This is a genomic window from Ruegeria sp. BG7 (genome assembly GCF_056535685.1).
Map to the genome: position 1 here is coordinate 1549208 of NZ_JBQFIU010000001.1, position 11906 is coordinate 1561113.

13 protein-coding genes and 1 pseudogene are annotated in these 11906 nt (G+C 56.4%); 6 read left to right on the forward strand and 8 right to left on the reverse strand.

What is annotated here, in order from left to right; all coding sequences use genetic code 11:
- Positions 1–158 precede the first annotated feature (158 nt).
- Positions 159–950, forward strand: coding sequence for a formate/nitrite transporter family protein (locus ACR3EH_RS07735; RefSeq protein WP_171184086.1), 792 nt, complete (start codon positions 159–161; stop codon positions 948–950).
- A 54-nt stretch (positions 951–1004) separates the two neighbouring features.
- Here ACR3EH_RS07735 and ACR3EH_RS07740 read toward each other — a convergent pair whose 3' ends face one another.
- The gene (locus tag ACR3EH_RS07740; protein ID WP_171093500.1) at positions 1005–1295 is read right to left on the reverse strand and encodes an antibiotic biosynthesis monooxygenase family protein; all 291 of its coding nucleotides are present in this window, start codon (positions 1293–1295) and stop codon (positions 1005–1007) included.
- 220 nt (positions 1296–1515) lie between these two features.
- Between ACR3EH_RS07740 and ACR3EH_RS07745 the strand changes: the two genes are divergently transcribed.
- A complete protein-coding gene (locus tag ACR3EH_RS07745) occupies positions 1516–1944 on the forward strand; it encodes an excinuclease ABC subunit B (protein ID WP_171675916.1) in 429 nt (142 codons plus the stop codon).
- A gap of 18 nt (positions 1945–1962) precedes the next feature.
- Here the strand turns inward: ACR3EH_RS07745 and ACR3EH_RS07750 are convergent, their stop codons facing one another.
- Positions 1963–2385, reverse strand: a complete 423-nt coding sequence (locus ACR3EH_RS07750; protein WP_171184082.1) for an excalibur calcium-binding domain-containing protein — start codon at positions 2383–2385, stop codon at positions 1963–1965.
- Positions 2386–2504: 119 nt separating this feature from the next.
- Between ACR3EH_RS07750 and ACR3EH_RS07755 the strand changes: the two genes are divergently transcribed.
- Positions 2505–2981, forward strand: a complete 477-nt coding sequence (locus ACR3EH_RS07755) for a HugZ family pyridoxamine 5'-phosphate oxidase (RefSeq protein WP_171184080.1) — start codon at positions 2505–2507, stop codon at positions 2979–2981.
- A gap of 3 nt (positions 2982–2984) precedes the next feature.
- Here ACR3EH_RS07755 and ACR3EH_RS07760 read toward each other — a convergent pair whose 3' ends face one another.
- The 5 genes and pseudogenes from ACR3EH_RS07760 to ACR3EH_RS07780 form a co-directional block, all read right to left on the reverse strand.
- On the reverse strand, positions 2985–3392 hold the full coding sequence (locus ACR3EH_RS07760; RefSeq protein ID WP_171184077.1) for a universal stress protein: 408 nt from the start codon (positions 3390–3392) through the stop codon (positions 2985–2987).
- A 73-nt stretch (positions 3393–3465) separates the two neighbouring features.
- Positions 3466–3783: an antibiotic biosynthesis monooxygenase family protein gene (locus tag ACR3EH_RS07765; protein WP_171093509.1), complete on the reverse strand. Its 318-nt coding sequence runs from the start codon at positions 3781–3783 to the stop codon at positions 3466–3468.
- A 143-nt stretch (positions 3784–3926) separates the two neighbouring features.
- Positions 3927–6212, reverse strand: a pseudogene (locus ACR3EH_RS07770) (glycosyl hydrolase family 28-related protein).
- A gap of 138 nt (positions 6213–6350) precedes the next feature.
- Entirely contained in the window at positions 6351–6752 is a 402-nt protein-coding gene (locus tag ACR3EH_RS07775) for a DUF4864 domain-containing protein (protein ID WP_171184075.1), read from the reverse strand.
- Positions 6753–6800: 48 nt separating this feature from the next.
- On the reverse strand, positions 6801–8375 hold the full coding sequence (locus tag ACR3EH_RS07780; RefSeq protein ID WP_171647344.1) for a lysine--tRNA ligase: 1575 nt from the start codon (positions 8373–8375) through the stop codon (positions 6801–6803).
- A gap of 380 nt (positions 8376–8755) precedes the next feature.
- Here ACR3EH_RS07780 and ACR3EH_RS07785 point away from each other — a divergent pair, with 380 nt between their 5' ends.
- From ACR3EH_RS07785 to ACR3EH_RS07795, 3 genes are all read left to right on the forward strand, one after another.
- On the forward strand, positions 8756–9493 hold the full coding sequence (locus ACR3EH_RS07785) for a class I SAM-dependent methyltransferase (RefSeq protein WP_171184072.1): 738 nt from the start codon (positions 8756–8758) through the stop codon (positions 9491–9493).
- Positions 9490–9864: an EamA family transporter gene (locus tag ACR3EH_RS07790; RefSeq protein WP_171093518.1), complete on the forward strand. Its 375-nt coding sequence runs from the start codon at positions 9490–9492 to the stop codon at positions 9862–9864. Before ACR3EH_RS07785 ends, ACR3EH_RS07790 begins: the two co-directional genes overlap by 4 nt.
- 102 nt (positions 9865–9966) lie before the next feature.
- Positions 9967–10389 carry a tellurite resistance TerB family protein gene (locus ACR3EH_RS07795; RefSeq protein ID WP_171184070.1) on the forward strand — a complete coding sequence of 141 codons (423 nt, stop codon included), beginning with the start codon at positions 9967–9969 and terminating at the stop codon, positions 10387–10389.
- Between the two features lie 26 nt (positions 10390–10415).
- Here ACR3EH_RS07795 and dacB read toward each other — a convergent pair whose 3' ends face one another.
- Positions 10416–11894, reverse strand: coding sequence for a D-alanyl-D-alanine carboxypeptidase/D-alanyl-D-alanine endopeptidase (dacB, locus tag ACR3EH_RS07800; protein ID WP_171647346.1), 1479 nt, complete (start codon positions 11892–11894; stop codon positions 10416–10418).
- Positions 11895–11906: the final 12 nt, after the last annotated feature.

The following is an 11906-nucleotide window of genomic DNA, read 5'->3' on the forward strand; positions in this document are numbered from 1 at the left end:
GCGTAATCCACCCCAACACCCTGCCCAGCAAGCATATGATCCAATGCACTATTCACCGTGCGCACAGCCCGCTATTCACCTGAACCCGATGGGCCTTTCACCCCACAACTTTGATCCCAATCAATACCGAAGAAAAAAATGTCGGCATGCTGGAGTGCATGAAAGTGCAAAACCCAACCGGCGTGGACGCCTATAAACCGGCCCAAATCGCCGAGCTGGTCGAAACCGCAGGCGTTGCCAAGGCGCATCTGTCAGTCGGCCAGACATTGACGCTGGCCATTCTTGCGGGCGTTTTCATCGGCTTTGGCGGCGCGGCCTATACCATGGTCATGACCGGTGTCGATCCGGGCTTCGGACCGGCCCGGTTTCTGGGTGGCGTCGTGTTCTCGCTGGGCCTGATCCTGGTGGTAGTCGGCGGGGCCGAGCTGTTCACTGGCAACGCTCTGATGACCATTGCGGCGGTGGACCGGAAAATTTCACTGCGTGACCTGCTGCGGAACTGGGGGCTCGTGTATCTCGGGAATTTGGTCGGAGCTATTGCACTGGCCCTGGCATTTGCTGCAACCGGATTGCTCGAAGGTCCCACGGGCGCCACAGCATCTGCGATCGCAAATGGCAAAATCGACCTCACTCAGACACAGGCCTTTGCGCGTGGCATTTTGTGCAACGCGTTGGTCTGCCTTGCCGTTTGGCTGAGCTTCGCCGCCAGATCGGTCGTGGGAAAGGTGATGGCAATACTCTGGCCGATTGCGGCGTTTGTTCTGATGGGGTTGGAACACTCGGTCGCCAATATGTACCTGTTGCCGCAAGGCGCACTTGCAGGTGCCGACCTTGGTTGGGGCGCCGTCTTTGGAAACCTGTTTTGGGTTACGATTGGCAATGTTGTCGGCGGTGCGGGTGGCGTTGCGCTTGCTTATCGCCTTGCCTATCTGCACAATACGTCCGGCTGAAAGCGCTGTTCTCGCAGATCAAAAGAAAGGGCGGGTCTGACCCCGCCCTAAGCTTTACCCCTTATCCCAATGTGCAATCACATCATATCCGACCGGTGAGGGCGGGCCTTCCATGAATTCGGCGAAATGGCCCCACAGCTCGGCCACTTTGGGCGCGTTTGCGTTCGAGGTCTCTTCGCTTTCCACCACCGAGATCACATAACCCGATCCGTCCTCGTTCATCACGTTGGTAAAGCAATGCATGCCGGGCATGCCCATGATCTCGGATTTCAATTCGTTCATTTTTGCCGTGGCGGCCTCTCGCGTGCCGGGCTTCATTTTGAATTGGGTAATACGTGCAAACATTACTTTCCTCCCTCACGTGACGGAACTGTCATGTGGCGCAGCCAGGACAGCCGCGCCGCGCGCATCTTAGCACAGGGGCTTGAAATCTCAGATTGATACGTGGGATTTTCGGCCATTTTCAACCACGCACCTCACTGCGCGCAAGCCTCTGACACTTCAGGGTTGCAACCCAGCGTTCCGGGGCCTTGTCTTGCCCTGTTCGGCGGCTACATCCCCTCTCATGCGTGCAATCCTGACTTCTCTGATCCTGGCCACCCCGGCTTTCGCGTGGGAGGCGACGGTGGGCGATATCTGCACGCTTTCGCATGACACAGGTGCCGCGACGATTTTCCTGACCTATGACCCGTCCGCGCCGCTCTATACGCTGACGGTTACTCGGAAAGATCAGGTCTGGGCTCAATCGCCGTGGTTTGCAATGCGGTTCGAAGGACGAAACCCCATCGAAATCGCCACCCCACGCCATGTCTTGTCCGACGGAGGATCTGCGTTGACGGTGACAGATACCGGCTTTGGGAACGTGCTGGATGGGTTGGAGTACAACCAGGCCGCCTATGCGTTCACGCAAGACGGGATTGCAGAGTTTCCCCTGATCGATGCAGCGCCGCAGGTGCGTATCTTTCGCACCTGTGCTGGCGCGCATTTGTCCTGAACGGGTTCCCTTTGCCCGCTATGGGCGCACGAATTTGGCGTTACCGACCGAACGTTGTTGGGGCTCTGCGCGGCTTTCTGATTGCGCGGCCCGCGGTACAGGCGTCTCGACAAACCCGCAGGCAACGCCGTCTCCATCAGGGTCATTGCGCGTGTGGTAACCCGGCTGACCTTCGCGGAACGGCCCGATTCCCATGGCTTGCGTCGCGTCACACCCTGCCAGCGCGATCAGGTGGATCACGGCCTCATCCCTATTATACTCGGACACCCGAATGAAAACGCCCACCGCGATCAGCACAGTCGTGAGGGGCAGTAACAGCACCATGACAAGAATACGCACCGGGGACAGTGCCTGTCGGCGCGTGGCCTCGGCCCGCTGGTGCCGACGGGTTGATCTTGGGTTCAGGTCAGGCGCGTCCTGCGTGGGTTTCTTGAACAGCATGACTGGGTCTTACGATGGATATGTGGCAAAGCCGAGGCAATCGGATCGAAAGGTTGGCGGGCCGCCTACTTACGCTCTAGTGTCACTGCGAAACCCTGATTGTGAGGTCTAGCCAAACCGTGACAAGTCCCTACCAAACCCCAGACGAAACGGTCCGCGCGCAAGCCGGAGAGCTTTTGGAGCAGGCCCGTTTCGCTGCGTTGGCTGTTTTGCACCCTCAAACGGGTTTGCCAACACTGTCCCGTATCGCATTGGCCACGGACACGGATGGCTGCACTGTCACGCTGATCTCGTCACTGGCCGAACACACCCAAGCCCTGAACGCCAACCCGAATTGCGCCCTTCTGGTCGGAGAGCCCGAAGACAAAGGCGACCCGCTGACCCATCCCCGTCTGACACTTCACGCTGTGGCGCATTGGGTATACCGGGACATGCCAGAGTATGCCCCGCTGCGCGAGCGGTATCTGAGCCTTAGGCCCAAGGCAAAACTGTATGTCGATTTCACCGATTTCAGTTTTGTCAGGTTTACGATCCGGGATGGGTTGCTGAACAGCGGATTTGGCAAAGCCTACCGCATGACAGCAGAAGATTTTTGACGGTCAGCGCACTACGTGCACAGCGCATCCAGCATGTCGCACGACGTGGGAAGCCGTCGAGCCCAGCAGCAGATCCTGCATTCCCGGTCGGTGCGACGCCATGATGATCAGGTCGGGCTTGTTGGCTTCGGCCCAATCCAGAATCGTGCGACCAGAGTGTCCTTCGATCACCAATCCACGCGCATTTGGCAACTGCGATGCCAATTCATCCAATTCCGTCTGAATCGCCTTGCGTGCTTCGGTCAGGTATTCGGGCGGCATATACGAAATCGCATAGTTCGGAATATGCTCGACCACATGCAGCAATGTCACCTGCGCGTCTGGTGTAGCCAACAGCTGAGCCAGCTTCAAAGGCCCGGAGGTGTCTCTTTCAGCATCGAATGAGATAGGAACAAGAATGTTGTGATACATAGCGTGAGCCTCCGTTTTGCAGGCTCACTTTGAAACATATTAATATTGCAGACTTTGATTCAGGTCAGGAATTTCAGAATGTCTCGGCCACGTCATACATGACCGGCTCAAAGCTTTTGCATAGTTCGTTGATCTTGCGGTTGCGGTCGCGCATCTCAGGCGTCCGCAACATGGCCAGAAAATCTTCGCGCCGTTCCCATTGCGAGTAGTTGGCGATTCGGGTTTGCGCGTCGTTCACATGCAGCCCTGCGGAAACAAAACCCGGCTGCTTGGAAATGAATTCGGCATAAGCGTCGGTCAAGGCTTCCAAAAGGTCCTGACAAGTGCCCGGCGTCATTTCGAAGGTTGTGATAACAGTTTGAACACTGGCGTCTTTGGCGATTTTCGGCATCGGGATTCTCCATTTGCTTTCCTCAGCCTAGCACACCCAACAAAAACGTCGCCTATTTCCTGTCAGCACCGCAAAGCAACTCGAGGTGTTCCTGGCATAACCCGAAGAATTGGCCGCCCTATTTAGAGCGGCCAGTGCTGCTATTATTTTTCCATCCGAATCAACGCAGATACTTCGCCCTTAACCTGCTCAGGCCATCTCAGGGTCAGGCTAGCACCCGGCGACCCCTGCTCGGGCAAAACGTGAGGTGCCGCAAAAACCTGGTTATTGAAGACCCCCGTAAGCCCTCCGAGCACGGTAACGCTATCGCAACTGCGCGCTTTACCATTGAACGGCAGTTCTCCATTCGACGAAATTGGCCAAAACTTGCGACTGAGTTCTGCTGACGCCGGACTCTCAGCGGATGCGCGGTCTTTATTGTGACGCCGTGGTAGGTGTTGTTCTGGAACGTCACATTCGTGTGCCTGTTGTTGTTGAGATCTGCAAAAGATGTGTTCACCCTTTCCACCCGATTTATCGAACCACTGGTGGCCCGAAACTTGTTTCCAGTCACAGCCAAACCATTCAGGAAATGCCCGGCCCCATAAGGACGAATAATGATAAAGCTGAACCAGGACGGCGCCTGACTTGAATAGAAGATATTGTCCGTGATGCTCATTACGCTGAACGAGAATCCGCTGGTGAAAGCGGGTGAGGCATCCCGTTCATTGGTCCATTCGATGAAACAATTGTCGACGTAGTTTTCGGCAATAGTGGAACTGTTATACGTGCCGATCATGATCAACCCAGCGGTGCGTACGCCTTGCGGAATGCCATCACCTTGGAAAAAATGATTGCCGAGAACCATGTTGTTGTCACCGCCCAGAACGGCAAAGTGTTTAAAGCGCACGGCCTGGTTGTGGCGCAGTTTCACGTCGTTCGAATTGGTGTTCAGCCCGATTGACGATCGATCCGCAACAGGCAAGGACTCTTCCGCCGACAGGAACTGACAATTGTCAATCAGCATCCCCTTGCACCCTGTCGCAATCGAGGTGATCCCCCGGTCTTTTGGGCGGCTGACAAAACAATCCTTCAACTGGAATGTGCCGCCCGACGTGGCCAGCCGAATGGCGCGGCACCTGCTGTTGCACTGAAATTCTATCTGCTCCATGCCGAACTTACGCAGTGTGTTGAAGCCGCTGAAGTCCAGAAGGTATTTGAACGCATGGAACGTGAAGGTTTGCGTACCCGACGCGTCATAGATTGGCGCGTTCAGGATGATCTCACCAGCACCAACGTTTTTTGACCGCACATAGATTTCGCGGCCCACACCACTGCCCTGCACCAACGAACCTACAGGAATATTCGCCACATTGGCCACATTGGTCAGTCGCGTTCTGTCCGAAGGATCATAGGTTGCCACCGATGTGAAGGTCTCGGTATCCCAGGCCGTGCTGCTCTTGACATCGAACTGACCGTTGCGGATCACGCGGCGGGTGGAAAAGCCTTGTTTGTTCGGAACCGCTGCGGCCATATCAATTCGGAGCCGTTACCGAGATTTTGCGACCGCCCAGGTCAAGCGATTCATGATCCGCGTTATTCAGCAACGCCTGAAACGCCTTTTTGAAAGCAAGCTCTTCATCACCGAAGGCCGCAATGTAACTTGGCAGATGGAAATCTTTGGTCAGCAACAGCATCTTGTCATCCGGCATCGTAACGGTGCCTTCAAACTCCATCTCCGAGGTCATGCTGGTGTTTTCCCCAAGATAGTAGTTTCCCTGCGGAACATAGACGCGACGCCCGCCAGCGGCCTGATCTGCGGCCTCAAACGCGGTGGAGTCGTCCGTAACACCATCACCGACCGCGCCATAATCCCGAACATCCACCAGACTGATCATTTCACGAAGGAAGACATTGGTGACGTCGGATATCTCAAGATCATCCACGCGCACCAGGGCACCGTTGGCCCCTTCGATGTCCAAGCCGAAATGGCCATACAACGCGGCAAGACCCCAAGGCATATCCACCCCCGGACGTTGGCCGGTGCCAACTATCGCCGTAATTTCATGCACTGAACCATAACCCGATAGCTGAGTTGCCGGACCCTGCTCCACAACGCCTGCAACATGTGCATCCACTGCACCCCCGGCCCAAGCGGCAATCCGCACCGAAGGCAATGGCCCGCTAATCGCTTTGACACGCGCTTTGATCTGCAGGTAACAACCGGGCAATATCGGCGTCTGCCCCATATAGCGCAGCTGCTGTGTTGTGTTCACTTTCAGAATCTCAAGACAGCCACCAAAATCCGCATCCGAAGGCGCAAAAACCCCTGTGCCGGACCCGCCATAGGTCGGCGAGCCCGGAGTCCCGTCCCCGGCAGACCAGACGGTCAGGCCATTCGCGAATTGAGGTGGCATGAACACGATGCCGTCAGTGATTGCCTTGTTCATTGAAATCCCTTTCTCAATCGCGTCGCGCAGGTCATGCGACGCGTCCAAACCCCGTGTTCAGGTCCACCCCGAACGCGAAAGTCTGGATACCGAAAGGGAATTAACTACGGCTCATCTCACCGTGACGGTGGTGTTGCCTCAAGCCGCAGGGTCAGCGTTACCCAACAATTGAACGCCATTTATTTTCCAACCACCTTCCAAAGGGATCATTTGGTAGTCCAAAATGTGAACGCGCCCATCGCCGTCGGTGATCATGACTTTCTGCCACAATGACCCGGCAATCTCGCGCAGTTCTAGAAAGCGTACATCAGCAGGTCGCCAAACCATGGGATACCCATTGCGGACCATTGCTCCAAAGTTGTCCGGATTTTGGAAGAGCCGCTGAATGTTTGGGCTGGCGAAAGTAAAGGCCGTCGCGAAATCATCGGCCTTGAAGGCTTGTATCTGCGCCGCGATGTTCGCTTCGATTTCAGAACTTTGGGCATACGCCCCCGACACCAGTCCGGCACTCAAGGAAAGAGCAAGCAATAATCGACGCATGGGGCCACCTCCTGCAGATAGGGTAGCCCCAGACCTGTTCAGGTCAAATCAGACCAGCTCTCCGGCCAGTGCTTTGTCGATCAGAGCAATTGTTTCCGGCACACCATACAGCGCGATGAACCCCCCGAAACGCGGGCCTTGCGACGCGCCAAGAAGCACTTCGTAAAGGGCTGTGAACCAGCCGCGCATCGGGTCAAACCGCTCGCGCCCGATCGAATAGACCACCGACTGCAGCGCCTCATCCTCGGTGGGGCCATCATAGGCTTCAAGCGCAGCCTTCAGTGCCTCCAGTGCCTCGCGTTCCTGATCCGTCGGTGCGCGGTGCTTGCGCGTCGGTTTGACGAAGTCGTTAAAATAACGCACAGCGAACCCAGCCGCCTGATCCAGGTCAGGGTGGCTCTCGGCCGTTGCGTTGGGCGCATAGCGGCGAATAAAGCCCCATAGCGTTTCTTTGTCCTCCGCCCCCGATACGGATGCGAGGTTCAGCAACATCGCAAAGGGCACGATCAGCGTCGATTCAGGAACGTCACCACCATGGATATGCCAGACCGGGTTGTTCAACTGCGCCTTCAGATCCTGCCCCGGATAGGCACGCAACTGCTGATGATACTCATCGTAAGCTTTCGGGATCACATCAAAATGCATCCGCTTGGCCGTTTTGGGCTTCTGATACATGAAGTACGCCAAGCTCTCGGTCGGCGCATAGGTCAGCCATTCGTCAATTGACACGCCGTTTCCGGACGACTTCGAGATTTTTTGACCGTTTTCATCCAGGAACAGCTCATAGCTGAAATGCTCGGGCGCACGGCCGCCAAGCGCACGGCAGATCGAGTCATAGATCTTTTCGTTCGTCGCGTGCTCTTTGCCGTACATCTCGAAATCGACACCCAGAGCGGCCCAGCGCGCGCCAAAGTCCGGCTTCCATTGCAGCTTCACATGGCCCCCGGTGACGGGAACGGTCCATTCCTTGCCTGTCTCATCGTCAAAGGTCACGGTGTATGTTTCAGCGCAGACCTTTTTCATCGGCACATACATGACCCGCCCGCTTTCAGGGTGCAGCGGCAGGAAAATCGAATAGGTCTGCTGGCGCTCTTCCCGCAAACTCTTGAGCATGATCGCCATGATTTCATCATAGCGTTCAACCGCACGTTTGAGGATTTCGTCAAACTGCCCGGACTCATAGAATTCTTTGGCCGAGTAGAATTCGTACTCAAACCCAAATGTGTCTAGGAAACGCCGCAGCATCGCGTTGTTATGCGCGCCAAAGCTGTCATATTCACCAAACGGATCCGGCACCGAGGTCAAAGGGCGCTGTAAATGCTGCTCCAGAATCTCCGGGTTCGGCACATTGCTGGGCACCTTCCGCATCCCGTCCAAATCATCCGAGAAACAGATCAGCTTGGTCGGAATGTCAGAAAGCGCTTCGAACGCACGCTTTACCATTGTGGTCCGCGCAACCTCACCGAAGGTACCGATGTGCGGCAGACCCGAAGGGCCATAGCCGGTTTCAAACAACACATACCCCTTTTCCGGAGCACCTTTCTGATAGCGTTTGAGCAACCGGCGCGCCTCTTCAAAAGGCCAGGCCTTGGACGACATCGCGGTTTCACGCAGTTCAGACATTTCAATGTGCTCCATCGGGAAAGGTGCCTTGGTTGCCCCATGCAACCGGACCGGCCCCTCCTATTGTGCCAGTGCAGCATGAGTCAATAAAGCACTGGCCCGTTTCCTGCCATAACTGACCAGAAACCGGTGTTTTCCCATGCTCAAAGGGCTAAAGTCTCCTGCACTACTCCGAATACCCGAACGCTGTCTTCAATAGGCCCGAGACACAGGTTTCACAGCTCAGCCTTACTGAAGCCACAATGCTGGGGCGATTGTACTCTCCGAAACAAAAAAGACACGGGCGGTACGCTCTGACTTGGCCCGCATATTTCACGGGCTTCTCGGGCCATGTATGACTGGGGCAAGATCAGGAACCTTACCGGACCACAGGACAAAAGATGCGACGCGAAACGACCAATCTGATCCGCTTTGTGCTTGAAGACATCGTACCGCCAATCTTACGCGACAGCGCCGCCTTTCACTGGCTTGCTCGTCGGGTCTGGGGTGAACATATCACCCGGCTGGCGGCGTTCCGCGAACGTGCACCGTTTCTGACAGATGAAGAATACGAAACCCTGTATCGCGACCATCCGCGCGTTCATGACGGAACCGACAATTCCGAAGCCTGCATAGATCGGATTGCCAAAGACATCGTGGGCGACAGCATCTGCGATGTCGGTTGCGGCACTGGTGTTCTTTTACAGCGTATCCGTGCCCAGCGCCCAGACATAGCCGCCATGACCGGCGTGGATTTTGTGGTCGACGACGCGGAAGCTCTGGACAACATTACCTATGTCGCCGCGCGGATCGAAGATCTGCCCTTTGACGACAACAGCTTCGACACCGTTATCTGCACTCATGTGATCGAGCACCTGCTGGATTATCGCCAAGCGATTGCGGAACTGCGGCGGGTCGCGCGCAAGCGCGTCATCATTGTGGTCCCGCGTGAGAGGGAATACCGCTACAGCTTCAATCCGCACTTTAACTTCTTCCCCTACACCCACAGCTTTTTGCGCGCTGTACATCCCAGCCCAAGCGTACATGTCTGCGAAGATATCGGGCGCGACATCTATTACTGCGAAGACCGCCCTGTGGATCAAAGCAACGAAAAGCCCGTAAAGGATCAGGCAGCATGAGCGCCACCGCGCCAACGGTATTGATCTGGACGGGCTTGCTGTTGACGCCTGTCATGATTTCCGCCGGTCAGGTGTTGTTCAAGCTCGCAGGTGGGCGGATCGACGGACGCGACGCCACAGGCTTAGTGGGCGTAGTACACACCCTTTTTGATCCTTTTTTGCTTGTCGCACTTGCGATCTACGGATCCGCAACGATCCTTTGGATTTATGTGCTTAGGCATGTGCCTCTGTCGCAAGCTTATCCGTTCATGGCGCTTAGTTTTGTGCTGGTTCCCCTCGCCTCTTGGCTGTTCTTCGGCGAAACACTGGGGCTGCGCTATTGGATCGGGGCCGGGCTTTTGCTGAGCGGAATGGCGGTGATGAATACCTGACCGGTTCAACCTGCCGCACAAACTCGGCAAAACAAGATGTTGAACCTGCCCTGCCCCCCTTCTATCCTGCGCTTTTGAAGAACCCCAAGCAGGATGCACCGAATGACCGAGCAAGTTCCCCACCCGATGTCCCCACAGGATTGCCTTGTGGCGATCATGGTTGCGATTTCGGCATCTGACGAAACGATCCGAACTGCTGAACTGGTCAAGATCGAAGTGGCGGTGAACATGCTGCCGGTCTTCGCCGGATATGACATAGATCGTATGCGCCACGTTTCACAGATCGTGTTTGATCTGTTCGAACAGGAAGACGGGCTGGATGCTCTGTTTGGCCTAATCCGCGACAACCTTCCCGAACGGCTGAACGAAACAGCTTATGCGCTGGCCTGTGATGTTGCCGCCGCAGATCGATCGCTGGCCGAGACCGAGCTGCGTTTGCTGGAAGAAATCCGGTACGAATTGAGTATCGACCGCCTGCACGCGGCCGCAATTGAACGCGGTGCCCGCGCGCGTCACGCCGTCTGACAACAGGCTTCGTCGGGTTTCACGGCTTAACTGCCATATAGCGAGCCCCAGCGTTCAAGCAGTGCGCGTTGCAGCTTTCGCGACCTTCGGTTCCAGCTGCGCGCACCATCCGGACGTTCACGCTGAGCACGTGGTATTTTCGCGCGTTTCGCCACGTCTGCCGTGAAGATAGCAAAGGCCAGGTCGACCCCGTCTGCTGTTGTCAGGAAACCGCCCAGCCCGGAAACAAAGTTCAGTGTCCCTGTCTTGGCGTCAACCTTAACTGGGTGGTTCTTGACGACCCGACCATTCCGATCGGTCAAAGCAAAAGGTTTCATCAACGGGCGCAGTTTCCCTGCCTTCTGTGCGACCACCAAGGCCGAAACCAGATCTGCGGGTACAATGCGCGAAGCATCACCAAGACCGGAATGATCGACCATGGCGATACCGTTCACACCAAAACTCTCCGAGGCCCACCGGTTCATCTCGGCCGCCGACTCTTCCAAATTCCCAGGAGAGACACCCCGTGCCTTTGTCGCCGCCATTCCGACCATCTCAGCCGTCAGATTGGTCGAATATTTCAACATCCCGCGTAGAATGCTCTCCAAGGGATTACTGCGATGCACCACAAGATCCACGCCCTGCGGGCTTTGTCGTGTTACTTGCACCCGCCCCAGCACAATCCCGTTTGATCGCGCCAATGTTCGAAACACATCGCCAGCGTAAAGCGCGGGTTTGCGCACCGGTAACCAGCGAGCTCCACCATTGCCCAGCGCACCCTTCGCCACGGTCCAGCGATCCTGCCGCGCGCTTGGTTGATAAGTATAAATCGGCAGGCTTCGGCTCTCGACGCGCATCGAGGCTACATCCACCGCAGGGACATAACGCGCACTGCGTGCGTCCATGCTGACGTCATATCCTTTGCCCGCGCGCTTCCACTCAAAGTGCACCCGGTTGAAATTCAACGAAATCCCGCTGATGGCAGGACTGTACCCCACATGATCCGGCTGTCCAGGGTCGATGCTGTACACAAATGGCAGCGCGCCGTCATAGACCTTGAACGCACCGCGCACCTCGGTAATGCCAGCCTCGCGCAGGTTGGCCGCCATCGTGGCCAGCGCATCTGTGTCCAGCAAGGGATCTCCACCGCCTACAAGGATTAAATCGCCCTGCAGAATGCCGTTTTCGATCCGACCATCTGCCACCAAACGGGTTTCAAACCGGTGATCCGCGCCCAGAACATCCAACGCGTAAAGTGCGGTCAACGCTTTGCCGACACTGGCGGGGGGCAAGGCGGCCCCATCACCAAACTCCTCCAGCTGCGCACCGGTCGCTACATCCGCAACCGCAAATACAACCTCGCCTTTTAACCCGGCCGCAGCCACCAGACGCTCGGCCCCGCTTAACGGCACCCCACGGATCTGCGGCCTGAGAGAAACCAGAGGTGCCTGCGCAAGACCTGCTGCCGGGATCAGAGATGCCCCCAATCCCCCCAGAAACACACGACGTGAAAATCGATCAGCCATAGCTGAATTAAA

Excerpts from the sequence above, each read along its gene's own strand:
- ACR3EH_RS07735 (WP_171184086.1), top strand. The coding sequence starts at position 159 with ATGAAAGTGCAAAACCCAACCGGCGTGGACGCCTATAAACCGGCCCAA.
- ACR3EH_RS07740 (WP_171093500.1), bottom strand. The coding sequence starts at position 1,295 with ATGTTTGCACGTATTACCCAATTCAAAATGAAGCCCGGCACGCGAGAG.
- ACR3EH_RS07745 (WP_171675916.1), top strand. The coding sequence starts at position 1,516 with ATGCGTGCAATCCTGACTTCTCTGATCCTGGCCACCCCGGCTTTCGCG.
- ACR3EH_RS07750 (WP_171184082.1), bottom strand. The coding sequence starts at position 2,385 with ATGCTGTTCAAGAAACCCACGCAGGACGCGCCTGACCTGAACCCAAGA.
- ACR3EH_RS07760 (WP_171184077.1), bottom strand. The coding sequence starts at position 3,392 with ATGTATCACAACATTCTTGTTCCTATCTCATTCGATGCTGAAAGAGAC.
- ACR3EH_RS07765 (WP_171093509.1), bottom strand. The coding sequence starts at position 3,783 with ATGCCGAAAATCGCCAAAGACGCCAGTGTTCAAACTGTTATCACAACC.
- ACR3EH_RS07775 (WP_171184075.1), bottom strand. The coding sequence starts at position 6,752 with ATGCGTCGATTATTGCTTGCTCTTTCCTTGAGTGCCGGACTGGTGTCG.
- ACR3EH_RS07780 (WP_171647344.1), bottom strand. The coding sequence starts at position 8,375 with ATGTCTGAACTGCGTGAAACCGCGATGTCGTCCAAGGCCTGGCCTTTT.
- ACR3EH_RS07785 (WP_171184072.1), top strand. The coding sequence starts at position 8,756 with ATGCGACGCGAAACGACCAATCTGATCCGCTTTGTGCTTGAAGACATC.
- ACR3EH_RS07790 (WP_171093518.1), top strand. The coding sequence starts at position 9,490 with ATGAGCGCCACCGCGCCAACGGTATTGATCTGGACGGGCTTGCTGTTG.
- ACR3EH_RS07795 (WP_171184070.1), top strand. The coding sequence starts at position 9,967 with ATGACCGAGCAAGTTCCCCACCCGATGTCCCCACAGGATTGCCTTGTG.
- dacB (WP_171647346.1), bottom strand. The coding sequence starts at position 11,894 with ATGGCTGATCGATTTTCACGTCGTGTGTTTCTGGGGGGATTGGGGGCA.